Raw genomic sequence first — 16,369 nt, 5'->3', positions numbered from 1 at the left:
GTTTGCTTTTTAATCATAGCTGGGTCTTGCTAATCTAATAGTGCACAAGCGCTTGTGACAATATCGAAATTGAGGAAATGTCACACATGAAGATTAGTAAACAAGCTTTTTTAGCTGCATGGAAGAATCAAAAATTAGTTCGGGGCGCATTAAAAGCCGTCCACGTTAGACAGGACTATACTAACTATGAAGACCTATTGCAGGAAGGAATTTGCGTCTACGCCCAAATGTTAGACCAAAAGGGAGAACTATCTCAAGAAGAGGTTGATCGGCGGAGTTTTCGCAAGATTATTTGGCACACGATTGACCAGTTGCGCAAGGATCAGAGGACTACTGAGCGGCAGGCAGATTTTGAGCAAGCACAAAGTTTGGGCATGATGAATAATTGGGACAACTATCTGATTTTAGAAAAAGAAGTCATGCAGATGTCGGAATTAGAGCGACTGTTATTTTTTCATAATCTAATTGCCGGCGAGCCAATTAGTGCCTTAGCTCAAGAGGCATGCGTCACGCGGGTTCAACTGCAACGGGTTAAACGTCAGTTACTAATGCACTTGCGTCAAGTTTTAGACGCACAGATTACTAATTTGTAATAAATTAGTGAACAATATTACTTTTTGACTACAATTAAATGGAAAGTATTGTTTAGTTAGGGTTTGCCCGATACAATAAAGGTATCGATTAAGGAGGACACATACTTTATGAAAAATAAACTAATCACTGGTTTTGCTGCCGCGGCTTTATTATCATCAGCCGTTATACCAGTTACCAACAACTTAATTGCTGCTTCTCCAGCTAAGGCGAAGAAGGTTAATGCGGCTACAGACAGCCAAAGTGCGTTTTTAAATACTGCTGCAAGTCAAGCACAAAAAGTAGCTAAGAAGTACGGCTTGTACCCATCAGTTATGATTGCGCAGGCAATCACAGAGTCTAACTGGGGCCAATCAGGTTTGGCAGTTAACGCCAATAACCTATTCGGAATGAAGGCCGACGACAGTTGGACCGGCGATGTCTACACCAGTAAGACACGTGAAGTCGATAAGAACGGTAAAAGTTATTACATCACTGCTAAATTTAGAAAATATTCGAGCTATCAAGGTTCATTTGATGATAATGGCATGAAGCTGCGTGAAGGTGTCAGTTGGCAGCCAGATCGCTACCAAGGTACTTGGCTTGAAAATGCATCTAGTTATGGCGATGCAACTAAGGCCTTAACTGGCACTTATGCTACTGATCCTAATTACAACACAACTTTGAACCGGCAAATTACAACTTATAATTTGACCCAATATGATCCAAAGATTTCTCATGCCAATGCTTCTTACACGGTTAAGAAGTCAACCGCGACCTATGCTTGGCCAACCGACCATTCGGTTTCTGCTAAGACTGACTCAGTTAACAAGGGCGATAATGTCACTGTTACCAAGACCATTACTTTTTATAATGGTAAGAAGAGAATGTACGTTGCTGGCAAAGGCTGGGTTAACGGCGGCAACTTAAATCTCGGTAGTGCCTTGCCGCCAGCTTCTCAAGCACCAAAAGGTGAAACCAAAGTCAATAAGACATTGATGCACAATGCTTATGTTTATACTGACAAGTTGACCCGGGTTAAGGGAATGAAGGCTCTTAAGGCTGGTACTGAAGGCAAGGTCATTGCTACTTACGGCACCAAGACAATTAACGGCAAGAAGTATTACCGTATTGGTGATAACCAGTATGTTGCTGCCGGCAACATTGACGGTACAATGCGCGTGTTGAAGCATAACGCTTATGTTTACAATGATTATGGCAACCGCGATAATAGCAATAAGGAAAAGAAGGGTGCAACTGTAGCTACTTATGGTTCAACCTACACGATTGCTGGGCAGAAGTATTACCGTATTGGCATTCACCAGTATGTCAAAGCCGGTAATTTTAATTAATTGTAAGCAATAATAAGGAATGAAATTTCAGATGAAGATAAAGAAACTAATAACTACTGCCCTTATCGGCGTAGGTTTAGTTGCGCCTGTTTTTGGAATGAGTCAAAGTGAGACAGCCCAAGCCGCCTCGATTAATTCACTTGCCAAGCAGAATAGTTATGTGGGTGTGACCTACCTCCACACGCTGCTCAAGACAGAGGGGATTAAGTATAACAAGTTTTATGCTAATGGCAATAAAATCAAGTACCGTAATGGCAAGCCTGAGGGGATAGTTATCCATGAGACGGCGACACCTAACGCGACTGCTTATAACGAAGCCATTTACTTTAATCGTGAATGGATGAATATGTACGCTTATGTTCATGCCTTTGTTGACCACAAGCAAGTTATCCAGATGATGACTCCTAAGTACGGTGTCTGGGGTGCTGGTGCGATTGCCAACAGCCGCTTTTTCCAGATTGAATTAGCCGAGGAAAATACGCGGGATAACTTTGCTAAGAGTGTGAACAATGATGCGATATATGCGGCGAAGATTTTGCACCGCTACGATTTAAAGCCAAGTAATGCAACTAATTGCGGTAAGGGAACAATCTGGTCGCACCATGCTGTGTCTAAATATCTGGGCGGCACCAATCATACGGATCCTGATGGCTACTTTGCTAAGTGGGGTTACTCAATGGATGATTTTTACTCCTTAGTTAAGTACTACTACAATCTGCAGGGTGCCGATAGTGATGCTGATCTTGATGCTGATCTTGATGCAGTACCGGTATCTGATGATCCTGATACTACAACTGATACAAGTACGGTTTCACAAGCACCAACGGGTAACCAGACTTTGATGCATGATGCCTATACTTATAACGAACAGGGGCAGCGGACTTCGGCAGCCTTAAAGACTGCTGGCACTAAGGTAACTGTTGCTAAGACCAAGATAATTAACGGCAAGAAGTATCTGCAGATTGGTACGGATGAATATGTGGTTGCCAGCAACATTATTGGTAAAAAGCGGACGTTGAGTCACAATGCTTATGTTTATGATACGGTTGGTAAAAAGACAGCTAGTCCTAAACTTTACCGTGGCAATCGCGTGCGTACTTATGGTGGTCAAGTTACGATTAATGGCATGACTTACTACCAAATTAATACTAGTGAATTTGTGAAAGCCGCAAATTTTAAGTAGAAAAAAATCACTTTAGGAATTTCCTAAGGTGATTTTTTAGTTAGTATTAAATTGTAACGGCGTTAATTGCTTTGTGAGTTTATAATGTAAGTAAATTTAAACTACTGAATGAAGTGAAAGAATGAAATCAAAGCAAAAATTATTACTGGTTGAAGATTACTCAGCAATTGGCGGTATTTCTACAACTGCGGCAATTAGTGTCATGAGTGCGTTGGGGATTAAGTATGGCAGTCTGCCGACACAGATTTTGTCAACGCAGACTGAAGGCTTTGGTAAGCCGCAAATGGTAGACTTGGTGGGCTTTTTGCCGCAAGCATTGGTTCATTGGCAGAAAATTCCAGATCTAAATTTTGCGACATTATTAACCGGATATCTTGGCAGCCGGAGAACATGTCAGCTCTTGGTTGAAAATATCCGCAAGGGTAAATTCAAGCAGGTAATTGTTGATCCAGTTCTGGGGGATAATGGAAAGTTGTACCCTGAATTAACTTTAGAAGATGTAGCAGCGATGAGGCAGTTGGTGGCGACTGCAACTGTGATTACGCCGAACATGACGGAACTTGGTTTATTGTCTGGTTCTAAAAAAGTGACCGCTAGTAATGCAGACTTAGTGCAGGCCATGCAGACAGTAATTAGTCAGGCTAATCCTAATTTGCAAGTGGTGGTAACCGGCATTCGGCGCGGTAAGCAGATTGGCTGCTGCTATCTTGAGCAGGGGCAGCTGCAATATTGTGGTCAAGAATATTTTGCTGGGCATTTTTATGGTGCGGGTGATTTATTTGCAGCGAGTTTGGCAGGTTTGCTTAATATGGATTTCACTTTACCTAGGGCAATTGAAATAGCAACTACGGCAACGCATTTGGCAATCGCGGCTAATAAGACGAGCAAGCAGGAAGAATTGCGGTACGGGATGGACATCAGCTCAGCTTTAGCATATTTAATTAAGCAAACTATGCCAAAATAAAACATCTAGTTAGCCGATTGGTGGTTAACTAGATGTTTGTTATTGGGCTGATTTAACGGCGTTAGCCAGGACGTCCATGACAGTCATGCTGTGGTTGTATAATTCGTTAGCAGTAGTGACGTCATGATTATCAATGATGTTGACAAAGTCGGTGAATTCACTCGCCATTCTGTGATCGAACTTGTTTAAGTTAACATGCTTGGTTTCCCCTGTGCGCAATTCAACAGTGAAACTATCAATTACGCCGGTGGAACCATCAAAGTAGATTGAGCCTTTTTCGCCTTCAATAAAGGAACGTGGGGTTACGTAACAGTCCTTGGCTGCGACCAGAGTTGCCTGTTTGTCTGCGTATGTTAGGTTCAAAATTCCAGAAGTGTCAATTCCCTGTTGCATAACTGGGTAATATTGAACGTGGTCGGGCTTACCGAATAAGCCGACAGCGAGGTGGATGTTATAAATATTCAGATCCTTCAAGGTGCCGCCATCCTTAGTGGGATCAAAGACCGGTTCAATGATCCCCTTTAAGAAATTATCATAGCGGCTTGAATATTGGGTGTAATTGAGTGACACAATGTGAACCGGGCCAATTTTAGGCAGAACGCGCTTGATTGCCTTGTAGTTAGGGAGGTGAATGTTAGTAATTGCCTCAACGATAATTACATGATGTTTATCCGCAATTTGCTTGAGTTCCTGAGCTTGAGCTGTTGTTGCCATGTATGGCTTCTCGCAAATCACATTTTTCCCAGCTTCAAGCGCTTGTTTAACGACTTCATAATGCAGGGAATTAGGAACTGCCACGTAAACGGTATCGACGTTAGGATCATTACAGAGCTGGGCGTTATTAGTAAAGACCTTCTTGATGCCATATTGCTGGGCTAAATCTTGTGCAATCTGCCTACTTCGCTGAGTAGTTGAAATTGCAGTTAGTTCTAAGTGGTCAATTTTATTTGCAGTTGTTAAAAAGTCATGGACAATTTTGCCGCTGCCGACAATTCCTAATTTCATAGATAAGCCTCCATCTAAAACCTGGTTTTAACTACTTTTATGTTAACATAATTCAATTTGGACAATAAAAAAAGATGTCGCTTGTTTGCGGCATCTCATTTTTTAATAATTAATCTTTAGGAGCTGGTGTAGCAGAATTGACAATCTCGCTAGGAACGGCTAAGTCACTGTGCTTGCCAAACTCTGACATGTTCATGCTCAAAGTAACAGATATTTTCTTAGTCAAGCTTACTTTGGTAGAAACTAGGTAATTAGTTAACTTGTCGTTAGATGTGGTCATCTTAACGCTAATGTTGCTCAGCTTCACCTTTTTCAGAGATTTTATTTCTTTTTTGCTCAATTTTGCATCCTTAGCGATTGCAAGAAGGAACTTATTGAGCCACTTTTGGTCGGTAACTTTGCCACTAACGGTATAAGAGTCACCAGAGTGGGTTAACTTAGCTTTCTTAGCTAGTTTTTTGTAAAAAGTAGGAGAAGGTTTACCTTGGGTTGTGTCATTAAAGGAAGCTTGGTCTTCCTTAGACATGTCTTCTTTAACCCATTTTTTACCATCTAAGCTATAAATTTTGCCGCTGCCGCTGTCGATCCAGGCTTCTACATTACTTGGCAGAGCCTTACTGTTGGCAATTACGTGGATAACTGTTGGTTTGTTCCCCATTGTCATTGTGGCATTGAATTTGAGTTGCTTTTTGCCTGCTTTGAGACCCAACTTAATCGTTGCTTGCGCATCATCAGCCTTAGATAAATCGTTCTCGGTAACTTTAATGACATCAGCTTTGCTGGTGCTGGCGGCAACAGGTTGAGTTGCACTAGTGCCAAGGGTACCAAGGCCAATAACGGCTAATAACGTTATGACAGCTTTTTTGAATTTCATAATTTTACCTCATAATAGTTTGATATTTACTAACACTATTCTATATATATAATTGCATTATACAGATTATTGTTTGGATAAGCAACTGTTAATTTATAATTGGTTAAAGCTGTCGTCACATTAAAAAAGACCACTTCCATTAAAGAAAGTAGTCTAAATAAATTATTTTTTAGGTAAAGGTTTTGCGCCTAGGGCATTGCTGGGTAGTTTTAGGAAGTCTTGTTTGCCCATGTTGCCATAGCTTTGGCTAACACTCAATTTCATTACCTTGTCTAAATTAATGTTAACAAGGTAATTGAAAGAGTACAATTTACCGTTTTTGACCACTAATTTAACGGTCATATTTTGGAACTTGCCGGCTTTTTCAAGTTTCTGATAGGCTTTTAACTGCTTGGGACTTTGAGTATCGGTTGTAAAGATTGGAGCAACAGCCTTTTGCATAACTTTGGGGTCGGTAATTGTGGCTGTTAGCTTGTAGGTATTGCCGCTGCGCGTCATTTTGTAAGCCTTAGTCAAGGCAGCTGGCGGATCTATTAGCATCTCGTTGTTAAAGACCGCGTCAACTAGGTCGGCATAAGAGTGGCCGGTGGTAGTAGCGAGGTCGGCCTTGTACCAGGAACTTTGACCGTTGAAGTAGAGGTGGTTCATGTTGTCAGCCCACTGCTCTGAAGTCTGATTCTTGCCCTTGACCTGTGTTTGGTAATTAATGTGGAAGATAGTTGGCTTGCCGCCAAAGACGGCATTAGTAACTACAACTTGTTTAGATGTGTCATTACCCAAAGTGACATTTTGCTTAACTTGACCACTTTTGAACGTTTTTTGTGAGGCGTTAATTACCTGAGTTTTAGTTAGGATCGGCTCACTAGTTTTTTGTTTTTTAGAACAGCCGCCGACAATTAAAGCTGCAGCGAGGCTAAGACCAATGATTATTTTTTTGAATTTCATAGTATGTGAACATGCTCTTTTCTGATAATAATTATTACTCCTATTGTATCGTAAAATCGTTAGCTAAAAAATGATTTTTGATAGAAAACCCTATGAAAATAAAAACGAAATGTGTAAAATAGTAAGTGAAACATTTAATTTGCAAAGGAGATATTTCATGTCGAAATTAGTTTTAATCCGTCACGGACAAAGTGAATGGAACCTTGAAAATAAATTTACTGGCTGGGTTGATGTTGACCTGTCAGAAAAGGGTGTCGAAGAAGCAAAAAATGCGGGTAAATTGATTAAAGAAGCTGGTCTGCAATTTGACCAAGCATATACCTCAGTTTTAACTCGTGCAATCAAGACCCTGCACTATGCTTTGGCAGAAAGCGATCAACTCTGGGTTCCAGAAACTAAGTCTTGGCGGCTTAACGAACGTCATTACGGCGGTTTACAAGGCTTAAACAAGAAGGCAACTGCTGAAAAATACGGCGATGAACAAGTGCACATTTGGCGTCGGTCATACGATGTTTTGCCACCAAAGCTTGAAGATGATTCAGAATTCAGTCAAGTACATGACCGTCGTTATGCTGATCTTGACCCGAACATCATTCCACGGACTGAGAACTTGAAGGTCTGCCTTGGCAGAGTTATGCCTTTCTGGGAAGACCACATTGCGCCAGACTTGTTGGCTGGTAAGAATGTCATTATCGCAGCTCACGGTAATTCATTGCGTGCATTGACTAAGTACATCGAAAACATTTCTGATGCTGACATTATGGACTTGGAAATGAAGACTGGTGAACCAGTTGTTTACACCTTCGATGACAAGTTGAATGTCACTAACAAGGAAAAATTGGATTAATTAGTTAATCCTAATTAAAAGAACCACCTCGTAATAGAGGTGGTTCTTTTTTGTTTATTTTAAAAATTATTTACCTTGTAAGCGTGGATGCTTCTTACTTCGATTGGACACATAATTAATTACGGCAATTATTGCTAAACATAAGTCGCCACAGGCACAAATAATCATGACGTTGCATGGGTCATTGCTGCCCATCATTTGGTTAATGCCGTTGACAATTTTGGGCGATAGCACCGTACCGATATTCAAGGCAATCATTAAAATGGATTGTCCCATTGTTGCCGTATCACTGTTAGTTAGAAGTGCCATCCAATTGTAAATGAATGGCAGACAGAAGCTGTTGCCAATGCCCATAATTAACAAGGCACAGATTAGTATGACAATGTTATTTGCCTGTGAAATAGCAAAGTAACCTATCATAACTAGCAAGAACCCAATCGGGAAAATAATTTTACCGACATGTTTCATCATATAGCCAAATAGTGAAGCAGTGGCCATTGTTGCGATTTGAACAATTCCCGCAACTAGCGCAGCCGTGCTCGCAGAACCAATCTGCTTCTGAATGATTAACCGCGGCATGGTAAAGTTGATTGGCATGTAGAACACCAAAGTTGCTAGCATAAAGAAGCAAATCAATGCCATTTCACCAGTGAATTTAAACTTGGTCTTACTTTTTTCTTTCTGGGTTGTTTTTTGCGGATCATCAATGCTGACAAAAAGGCTAAACAATACAATTGGCAAGATGGGGATTAGGTAAACCAAGAAGGCTTGATGCCAGCCCCACATAACGAGACTGCCAACTGTGAATGACCCAAGAGCACTACCTAAAGTCTGGACTGTATTTTGGTAACCCATCATGTGCGCCATGGTATTTTTATCTGTCCGATATAATTGAACAATTAAGCTGGTGCATAGCGGCATGAAAATCCCGAACGCTAAGCCTACGATAATTCTGGCTATTAGGATTACTTGGTAAGAATTACTGAAGAAGGGGATAATCCCCAAAACAACAATTCCAGTCAGTCCAATTAAGATAGTTTTCTTTTGACCAATCCAGCGAATAAGGAAAGGGCAGAACAGAATTCCCAAAATTTTGGCCAGGTTAGGAATGGTTGATAAAGTATCAATCTGCTCTTTGGAGACACCTGGAAAATGCATTAACGGCAGAGCTGGCGAGATAGTTGGTGCCAGCATAACTGCTAGTGAAATTGATAAAACGGAAATCTTAAACATAATGCTGTTGTGCGAAATGTTTTTCATGATTTTTCTCCGAAGTCAGTTGCTTCTAGTTGGTGGCAATGTATTTTTGTGCAGCTGCAGCGGCAATTGCGCCGTCATTAGCAGAAGTTAGAACTTGGCTGAGGTATCGTTTGCGCGTATCACCCGCTGCGAAAATCCCTTGATTGCCAACGCTCATGTCTTCTTTAGCATGCATATAACCTTGATCGTCTAGTTCAACAATGTCTTTGACAATTGCAGTAGCGGGCATCATTCCAAGGAAGAAGAAGACACCATCACAAGGCAAATCAGTTTCTTTACCAGTTGTTAGGTTCCTAACCTTTAGTCCCTCAACATTCATGTCGCCGTGGACATCCTCAACTTCGGTATTCCAAATAAAATGCATCTTAGGTTCTTTATCAGCACGCTCTTGATTGGCTTTACTGCAAGTCAGATGACCTTCAGGCCGATTAACAATTACGTCAACTTCGCTGGCGAATTTGCAAATTAATAATCCCTCGCTGATGGCTTCGTTATTATCGCCGACAACGGCAACTTTTTGATCTTGGTAAAAGTCAGCATCACAAGTTGCGCAGTAGGACACGCCCATCCCAGCAAATTCTTCTTCACCGGGGATACCTAATACTCGTGGTGTCATACCTGTTGCAACAATTAAAGTCTTGGCTCTGTAATCAACTTTGCGGGTGTGGACTATTTTATAACCATCTTGAATTTTAATTGATTTCGGTGATTGCATCTTGATTACGGCACCAAACTTTTCGGCATGGGCTCGCATTTTAGCGATTAAATCTGCGCCAGATGATTCTAAAATACCGGGATAAGTGGTAATTTTTGTAATTTGGTTAGCACGGCCGCCAACTTCATCTTTTTCGAGAATTATTGTCTTTAAGCCGTAGCGTGCACTGAATAAGCCAGCGGATAATCCCGCTGGACCAGCACCTAAAATGAGCACATCGTAATCTTCCATAAGCTGTTCTCCTTAGTTATTAATTAATTTATTCACATTATCTATGATTTATAATATAACTTTTCAAAAGTATCATAGTATAGCGCTTTCTTATATGGTATAAGTTTTACGTATACCCAAAAGTAAGCGCTTTTGTATTAAACTTTAATTGTGAAAAAAATAATAATGTTACAAAGGAGTATTCATTATGAAAACTATTAACTCTGAATTTTTTGATGAAGTTGTCGAAGATGATGGTCAAAAATGCTTAATTTTATTTTCGCGGAAGACCTGCCCAGTATGCCAAAAGGTTCATCCAAAGGTAGAAGACTTAGAAGATGAATTTTCAGAGATTCCATTTTACAACGTTGATGTTGAAGAAAGCCCGGAATTGCAAGCAAAATTGCGTTTAAAGGGTGTGCCCCACGTTATTTTGTTTGACGATGGTGAGCCAGTTAAGCGGCTTAGCGGCAATCATTCTGAAGATGATTATGCAGATATGCTTTCATAATTGATTAAGTAAAAGGAGAACAAAATGGGAAGAAGTATTTATCCAACAGGGACTGTTAGATACAATCCAGACAAGGCATGGAGCGGCTATACATTGTTTAATGCCGCTGGTGTAGGTGCTGTTTTAATTGATATGTCCGGTAAGGTTGTTCACGAATGGAAAGATTTTCAGGGTTTTCCCAACAAGATGGTTCCCGGTGGCAAGATTTTTGGCTCATTAAGATGTCGTGATCGTTATGCGGCTTATCAGGATTATGCTGATCTGACAGAAATTGACTGGGATGGGAAGAAAGTTTGGAGCTTTGACCATAACCAAGAAGTTGAAGATGAAGATTCAGGTAAGGCTTGGGTTGCTCGTCAGCACCATGATTATCAAATTGAAAGTAATCCAGTTGGTTATTATGTTCCAGGACAAGATGCGAAGGAAGACTTTAATAAAGTTCTTTTGCTAACCCATAATAACGTTAAGAAGCGTAAGGTTTCTCCACAATTGTTGCTTGAAGATGTCTTGCTCGAAGTTGACCGTGAAGGTAAAGAACTATGGTCATGGCACATTATGGATCACTTCCGTGAATTTCATTTGACTAATATTGAAAAGAACGCGATGTTCCGTGATCCAAACACACAGCAGAGTGGTGAACATGGTGAAGGTGATATTTTCCACGTTAACTGTGCTAGCTATTTAGGACCTAACCATTGGTTTGATGAGGGTGATGAACGGTTTAATCCTAATAACATTATTATGGATTCTCGGGAAGCAAATATTATGTGGATTGTTGACCATGAAAGCGGTAAAATTGTTTGGCAAATTGGTCCAGATTATACAACCAGCCTGGCACTGCGGTTACTTGGTCCGTTAGTCGGAATGCACCATTCACACATGATTCCTAAAGGACTACCTGGTGCTGGCAATATTATGGTCTTTAATAACGGTGGCTGGGCCGGTTATGGTTTGCCTGACCAGACTTCAAAGACAGGAATGAAGACAACGAGAGTTGATACTTCAAGAGTAATCGAATTTAATCCAACTACATTAGAAGTTGTTTGGTCATTTGGTACTACTGACTTTGACAGCAAGACACCATTCCATGGACATCATTTCTATTCCCCATTAGTTAGTGATGCACAACGTTTACCAAATGGTAATACTCTAATTGATGAAGGTACTGAAGGACGTTTCTTGGAAGTCACACCAGATAAAGAAGTTGTTTGGGAATATGTTTATCCTTATGTTGGGGATTACCTAGTATATCGTGCTTATCGGGTTCCTTATGAATGGGTACCGCAATTGACTAAGGAAGAACCTAAGGCAATTACACCGCCAAAGATTGCTGATTTCCAAGTTCCTGGTGCTGCTGATCCTAACTTCAAAGAAGATGTGACAGTCTCAGTTGATGGTGCTGCTGGTTATGGTGAGGGTGCTGCATTTTGCGTTGATAAACTTTGATTAGGAGCTAAACATGAAACTCGTCCAATTACAATACTTTCTAAAAGTTGCCGAATGTCATTCAATTTCTAAAGCAAGCTGTGAACTATTTATTTCGCAGCCAGCACTAAGTGAATCAATTAAATCATTTGAAAGTGAAATGGGATCTCAGATTTTTGAACGTACGCGTAAGGGCGTGAAATTAACTCCTAAGGGTAAGGAAGTTTACCATATTGTGCAAAGAATTCAGCGTGATGTGGAAGAACTGCAGCGGTTTGCGATTAATAATGAAGACATTAAAGCTGTAAATTTGGCTGTTGTACCAATGGTTTCTGGAACGACTTTCTTGCAAATCATTAACGAAATTTACCAGCAGTTTCCTAAGTTGGAAATTTCACCAGAAGAATTACGACCGCGGGAATTACTGCAGCACTTACGTGATGGCAAGGTTGATATTGCCTTGTGCAGTAAGCGCAGAGATGACGAAGCCTTGTTTAATACAATCATTGCCGAAATGCATTTGCAACACAAAAAGTTAGTTGATGTTCCGCTGCGAGTTTATGCAGCTAAGGATAGTCAGCTGGCTAAAAAGGCAGCTATTGGTGAAAAGGACGTTGAAGGCTTGACCTGCTTTGTTCTCAATGATTATAAAAATTGGGCAGGGCACGAGCGCCAATATGTATTATCAAGTCGTGACATTATTTTTAATGCTGTGGCCCACAATCGTGGATATACAGTAATGCCAGAGACAGCATCAATTGGCAATAATTATTTTAGTTCTGGTCAAATCTGTACGGTTCCGTTAAAAGAAGAAACAACTGTTCCGCTTGAAATAATTTATCCAGCCAAAAATAATGTTACAAGTTTGGATGAAAAAATTTGCTCAATCATTGAGAAGGCAGTTCTTGATAATTACTAAAATTCAATAACATGTAAGGACCTAATTCTGAATTGTATTGAATTAGGTCCTTATTTTTGTCTAGCATAAATGGCAATAGGGAAAAATAAAAATATTGGTTAGTTGATGACTATTTTTTGAAAGGAAGGAAGCTTATGAATGAAGGCAAAAGTTTGCCGGCTTTATCAAGTTATCGGTGGGTTATCTTAGCAGTTTTGTCACTGATGACAATGACTAGCAGTTATGTTCAATTTCAGATTTCTGCTCTAGCAATTAGGATTATCCCACAATTGCAAATTACACCGGCGCAATTTTCTAGTTTACTGATGGCACCAATGCTGGTGGCCGTATTTTTGAGTATCCCTGGTGGCACTTTGGGTGATAAATTTGGCCCTAAGAAAGTTGTTGCGACTGGGTTTGTTGTGTCAATTATTGGCGCTTTTGGTCGGCTCTATGCTCATAGCTATGGCACCATGATGCTCGCTTTGTTAATGTTTGGCGTCTACATGTCTTTAGGTAACGCCAACTCAACCAAAATTTTAGGTACCTGGTTCAAGCAAGATACAGGAATTGCAATGGGAATTTGGTTTGCCTGTGGTACGGTCGGAACAACACTGTCGCAGATTACCGGTGCATATTTTCCAACAGTTCAATCTGCTTACATGTTTTCTTCAGTATTGCTTGTTGTGATTGCCTGCTTGTGGCTAATTTTAGTTAAAGATACGCCAAAGGGCGAAGTAATGCCCAAACATGAGTCAGTTACGAAGTATTTTGGTGTTGCTGCAAGAAACAAACGCGTTTGGCTGCTATATATTTGCGGCGGGATTGTTAGTGCTGCTTCAATGTCCTTTATTGGAACACTGCCACAGATTTTAGTTAATGCTAAGGGGGTTAACCCAAGATTAGCAGGGGTCATGACTTCATGTGCTTCAATTGGGGCCTTGTTTGGTTCGATGGTTGGACCAGCAATTATTCGTAAACTGCACAGGGCAAAGCCATTCATGCTGTTTGCGGTTATTTTGTCAGGGATTATGATTTTCATGAATACCCAATTACCGGGCAGCCTGATTATGATGGCCAACTTAGCCATTGGCGGCTTGTTTGGTTCAATGACTGGTCCGGTGCTAAAGGGAATGACGATTCAATTACCAGAAATTGGTCAAAAATATGCCGGTAGTGCTGGTGGTATTGGCGGAACTGTTTCAATGTTATTGTCTTATGTTGTACCAGTTTCAATTTCTGCGATTGCTGGTCACAATCCAGTAATGACTATTGGTTTGCAGGCATTATTACATGTCAGTGCGGTTATCTTTATTTTGCTATTGCCAGATGCAAACCACGTTAAATAATTAATTGAAGAAAAGAGATACTTATGGATGAAAGAAAACTTCCGGCTTTATCAAGCTATCGCTGGGTAATTTTGGGCATAATTGCACTAATGGATATGATTAGTAATTATACGCAATTTCAGATTTCTGCTTTAGCCACACAAATTATGCCGGCTTTACATATTTCGCCTGCGCAATTTTCTAGTTTATTAATGGCACCGATGCTGGTAGCTGTATTTTTAAGTATTCCTAGCGGGATGCTGGCAGATAAATTTGGAGCAAAAAAGATTGTTACAATTGGGTGTATTGTCTCAGTAATTGGTGCTTATGGTCGTTTGTTTGCTCATAACTTCATTACAATGATGCTGATGCTCATGATGTTTGGTATCTACATGGCACTATTGAATGCAAATACCATCAAGATTTTTAGTACTTGGTTCAAGCAAGACACTAATGTTGCAATGGGGATTTTCTTCGCCTCAGCTAGTGTGGGAATTACGCTTTCGCAATTGACTAGCTCACTATTTGCAAGTGTCAGTGCTGCATATATTTTCTCATCAACTGTTTTGTTAATTTTGACAGTTCTATGGATTATCTTTGTTAAAGATACGCCTAAAGGCGAGCCGGTTCCTAAGTCAGAACCAGTTACTAAGTACTTGCGAGTAGTTATCAAAAGTAAGAAAACTTGGCTGGTCGGCATTTCTGGTGGGATTGGTTCTGCTGCAACGATGTCTTTTACTGGGATTTTGCCGCAAGCATTAATTAATGGTAAGGGAATCGCAATTGCTTCAGCTGGTGCAATTGCATCTGTTGCAACAATTGGTAGTTTGATTGGTTCACTAGTAGCTCCTGCTGTGACACATCATCTAAATCGGGCCAAGCCATACATGGTCTTAACTAGAATAGTTGCCGGCATTTCGATTTTTGCTACTTGGTTTACACCGGCTGGCAGTTTAATGATGGCTAACTTAGTAATTGGTGGGTTATTTGGCGCAGCAAACGGCCCGTTAATGCAAGGGATGGTTGCTGAATTTCCAGAAATTGGTCCTAAATATGCTGGTAGTGCCGGCGGATTAGTTGGGACTGTGCAACTGCTAATGTCGTATGTTCTTACCGTTGTGATTTCCGCAATTGCTGGGCAAAATTACTTAGTAACTTTTGCCATTCAAGCCATTTTAACTGCATCGACAATGATCTTAATTATGATTTTGCCAGACGCAAATCATGTACGTGATTAAATAATTTTAAGTCGCTGAACTAAGGTTCAGCGACTTTTTTAATTAGATTGATGTGAAATAGCTCACATTAAATGTATAATAAAAATAGCTATATATTGAAATGGGATGATCAAAAATGAACTTTACTCAATTACGTTGTTTTATTAAAGCTGTTGATAATTCTAGTTTTACCATTGCTGCTGAGCGTCTTAATTTTTCCCAGTCAGCTGTATCCAAGAATATTAAGGACTTAGAAAATACAATTGGTGTGACGCTGATTAATCGGGCGCACCATCGGATTTCTTTGACCAATGCTGGCAAGTATTTTTATCATGTTGCACGCAATGTCGTTGATGACATGGATTATACAGTCGCGTATTTGCAGAGCCAAAAAAATGATGCTGGCACACTGCTTCGAATTGGCGTGTGTGATACACCGCTTGAGCAGCAGGTTTTACCTATTTTTTTAAGAAAATTGCGGGCAGTTAACAGTAATATCAACGTGCAGTTTGTTTTTGTTTTGAATAATTCGATTGGCGAATTACTGAATCACCATGTGGATCTTTGTGCAATTGCGCGTGATGATGTTGAAATTGTTGAAGACGTGCAATTTGAGCCTCTGATTCGCGGCCACTTTGTTGTTGCTTGCCCGTCAAACTCACCACTAGCACAGAAAGAACAATTAACGTTAAAGGATTTGCAAGATAAGGACATCTTTTTGCTTGATCCGAATAGTTCGCTTAATGTTCAGGTTAAATTCCAAAATTCGTTAGTCAATAATGTTGGCATGAAACGAATTAAGTTTGTTCAAGACTTCTTGAGTATGGGAGTATATGTTCGTGCAGGTTGGGGGTATGGCGTTTTACCTAACTTTATTGCTGACTATCAAGCTAACGGCGTGACATATGTTCCCTTTGATTATCATGAAATTTCTCCGTATGGTATTGCCTATATGGAATCTTTTGCCAATGAAACAGTCCTTAAGCAAGTAATCGCCATTTTGCGAGAGTCAATTACGGAATTTTTGCCAAATAAAAAATAAAAAAGTCAAAATTTTCATGTTAT

Annotated in this window: 16 protein-coding genes; 11 read left to right on the top strand and 5 right to left on the bottom strand. The window is 40.3% G+C overall.

What is annotated here, in order from left to right:
* Positions 1–86: 86 nt before the first annotated feature.
* From OZX58_RS07420 to OZX58_RS07405, 4 genes are all read left to right on the top strand, one after another.
* The gene (locus OZX58_RS07420; protein WP_277140859.1) at positions 87–593 is read left to right on the top strand and encodes a sigma-70 family RNA polymerase sigma factor; all 507 of its coding nucleotides are present in this window, start codon (positions 87–89) and stop codon (positions 591–593) included.
* A 108-nt stretch (positions 594–701) separates the two neighbouring features.
* Complete coding sequence (locus OZX58_RS07415) at positions 702–1,922, top strand: glucosaminidase domain-containing protein (RefSeq protein ID WP_277140858.1); 1,221 nt, start codon at positions 702–704, stop codon at positions 1,920–1,922.
* Positions 1,923–1,953: 31 nt separating this feature from the next.
* On the top strand, positions 1,954–3,105 hold the full coding sequence (locus OZX58_RS07410; protein ID WP_277140857.1) for an SLAP domain-containing protein: 1,152 nt from the start codon (positions 1,954–1,956) through the stop codon (positions 3,103–3,105).
* A gap of 121 nt (positions 3,106–3,226) precedes the next feature.
* Positions 3,227–4,069, top strand: coding sequence for a PfkB family carbohydrate kinase (locus OZX58_RS07405; protein ID WP_277140856.1), 843 nt, complete (start codon positions 3,227–3,229; stop codon positions 4,067–4,069).
* Between the two features lie 39 nt (positions 4,070–4,108).
* On the opposite strand, the gene OZX58_RS07400 is transcribed toward OZX58_RS07405, so the two are convergent.
* From OZX58_RS07400 to OZX58_RS07390, 3 genes are all read right to left on the bottom strand, one after another.
* The gene (locus OZX58_RS07400; RefSeq protein WP_277140855.1) at positions 4,109–5,074 is read right to left on the bottom strand and encodes a Gfo/Idh/MocA family oxidoreductase; all 966 of its coding nucleotides are present in this window, start codon (positions 5,072–5,074) and stop codon (positions 4,109–4,111) included.
* A 109-nt stretch (positions 5,075–5,183) separates the two neighbouring features.
* Positions 5,184–5,948: a DUF6612 family protein gene (locus OZX58_RS07395; protein ID WP_277140854.1), complete on the bottom strand. Its 765-nt coding sequence runs from the start codon at positions 5,946–5,948 to the stop codon at positions 5,184–5,186.
* 162 nt (positions 5,949–6,110) lie between these two features.
* Complete coding sequence (locus OZX58_RS07390) at positions 6,111–6,893, bottom strand: hypothetical protein (RefSeq protein ID WP_277140853.1); 783 nt, start codon at positions 6,891–6,893, stop codon at positions 6,111–6,113.
* Between the two features lie 157 nt (positions 6,894–7,050).
* Here OZX58_RS07390 and OZX58_RS07385 point away from each other — a divergent pair, with 157 nt between their 5' ends.
* Complete coding sequence (locus OZX58_RS07385; protein ID WP_277130331.1) at positions 7,051–7,740, top strand: 2,3-diphosphoglycerate-dependent phosphoglycerate mutase; 690 nt, start codon at positions 7,051–7,053, stop codon at positions 7,738–7,740.
* Between the two features lie 66 nt (positions 7,741–7,806).
* Here OZX58_RS07385 and OZX58_RS07380 read toward each other — a convergent pair whose 3' ends face one another.
* On the bottom strand, positions 7,807–9,000 hold the full coding sequence (locus tag OZX58_RS07380; protein WP_277140852.1) for an MFS transporter: 1,194 nt from the start codon (positions 8,998–9,000) through the stop codon (positions 7,807–7,809).
* 25 nt (positions 9,001–9,025) lie between these two features.
* Positions 9,026–9,946 (bottom strand): FAD-dependent oxidoreductase, encoded by a 921-nt coding sequence (locus tag OZX58_RS07375; RefSeq protein WP_277140851.1) that lies wholly within the window; start codon positions 9,944–9,946, stop codon positions 9,026–9,028.
* 187 nt (positions 9,947–10,133) lie between these two features.
* Between OZX58_RS07375 and OZX58_RS07370 the strand changes: the two genes are divergently transcribed.
* From OZX58_RS07370 to OZX58_RS07345, 6 genes are all read left to right on the top strand, one after another.
* A complete protein-coding gene (locus tag OZX58_RS07370; protein ID WP_277130336.1) occupies positions 10,134–10,436 on the top strand; it encodes a thioredoxin family protein in 303 nt (100 codons plus the stop codon).
* Between the two features lie 24 nt (positions 10,437–10,460).
* Positions 10,461–11,882, top strand: a complete 1,422-nt coding sequence (locus OZX58_RS07365) for an aryl-sulfate sulfotransferase (protein ID WP_277140850.1) — start codon at positions 10,461–10,463, stop codon at positions 11,880–11,882.
* 13 nt (positions 11,883–11,895) lie between these two features.
* Positions 11,896–12,780 (top strand): LysR family transcriptional regulator, encoded by an 885-nt coding sequence (locus OZX58_RS07360; protein ID WP_277130340.1) that lies wholly within the window; start codon positions 11,896–11,898, stop codon positions 12,778–12,780.
* Between the two features lie 134 nt (positions 12,781–12,914).
* Positions 12,915–14,108 carry an MFS transporter gene (locus tag OZX58_RS07355; protein WP_277140849.1) on the top strand — a complete coding sequence of 398 codons (1,194 nt, stop codon included), beginning with the start codon at positions 12,915–12,917 and terminating at the stop codon, positions 14,106–14,108.
* A 23-nt stretch (positions 14,109–14,131) separates the two neighbouring features.
* Positions 14,132–15,325, top strand: a complete 1,194-nt coding sequence (locus OZX58_RS07350) for an MFS transporter (protein ID WP_277140848.1) — start codon at positions 14,132–14,134, stop codon at positions 15,323–15,325.
* Between the two features lie 115 nt (positions 15,326–15,440).
* Positions 15,441–16,346, top strand: a complete 906-nt coding sequence (locus OZX58_RS07345) for a LysR family transcriptional regulator (RefSeq protein ID WP_277140847.1) — start codon at positions 15,441–15,443, stop codon at positions 16,344–16,346.
* Positions 16,347–16,369 lie beyond the last annotated feature (23 nt).

The organism is Lactobacillus sp. ESL0680 (assembly GCF_029392855.1).
Lineage (GTDB): Bacteria > Bacillota > Bacilli > Lactobacillales > Lactobacillaceae > Lactobacillus.
Note: the sequence above shows the minus strand (reverse complement) of the source record. Positions and strands in the feature narration are given on the sequence as shown.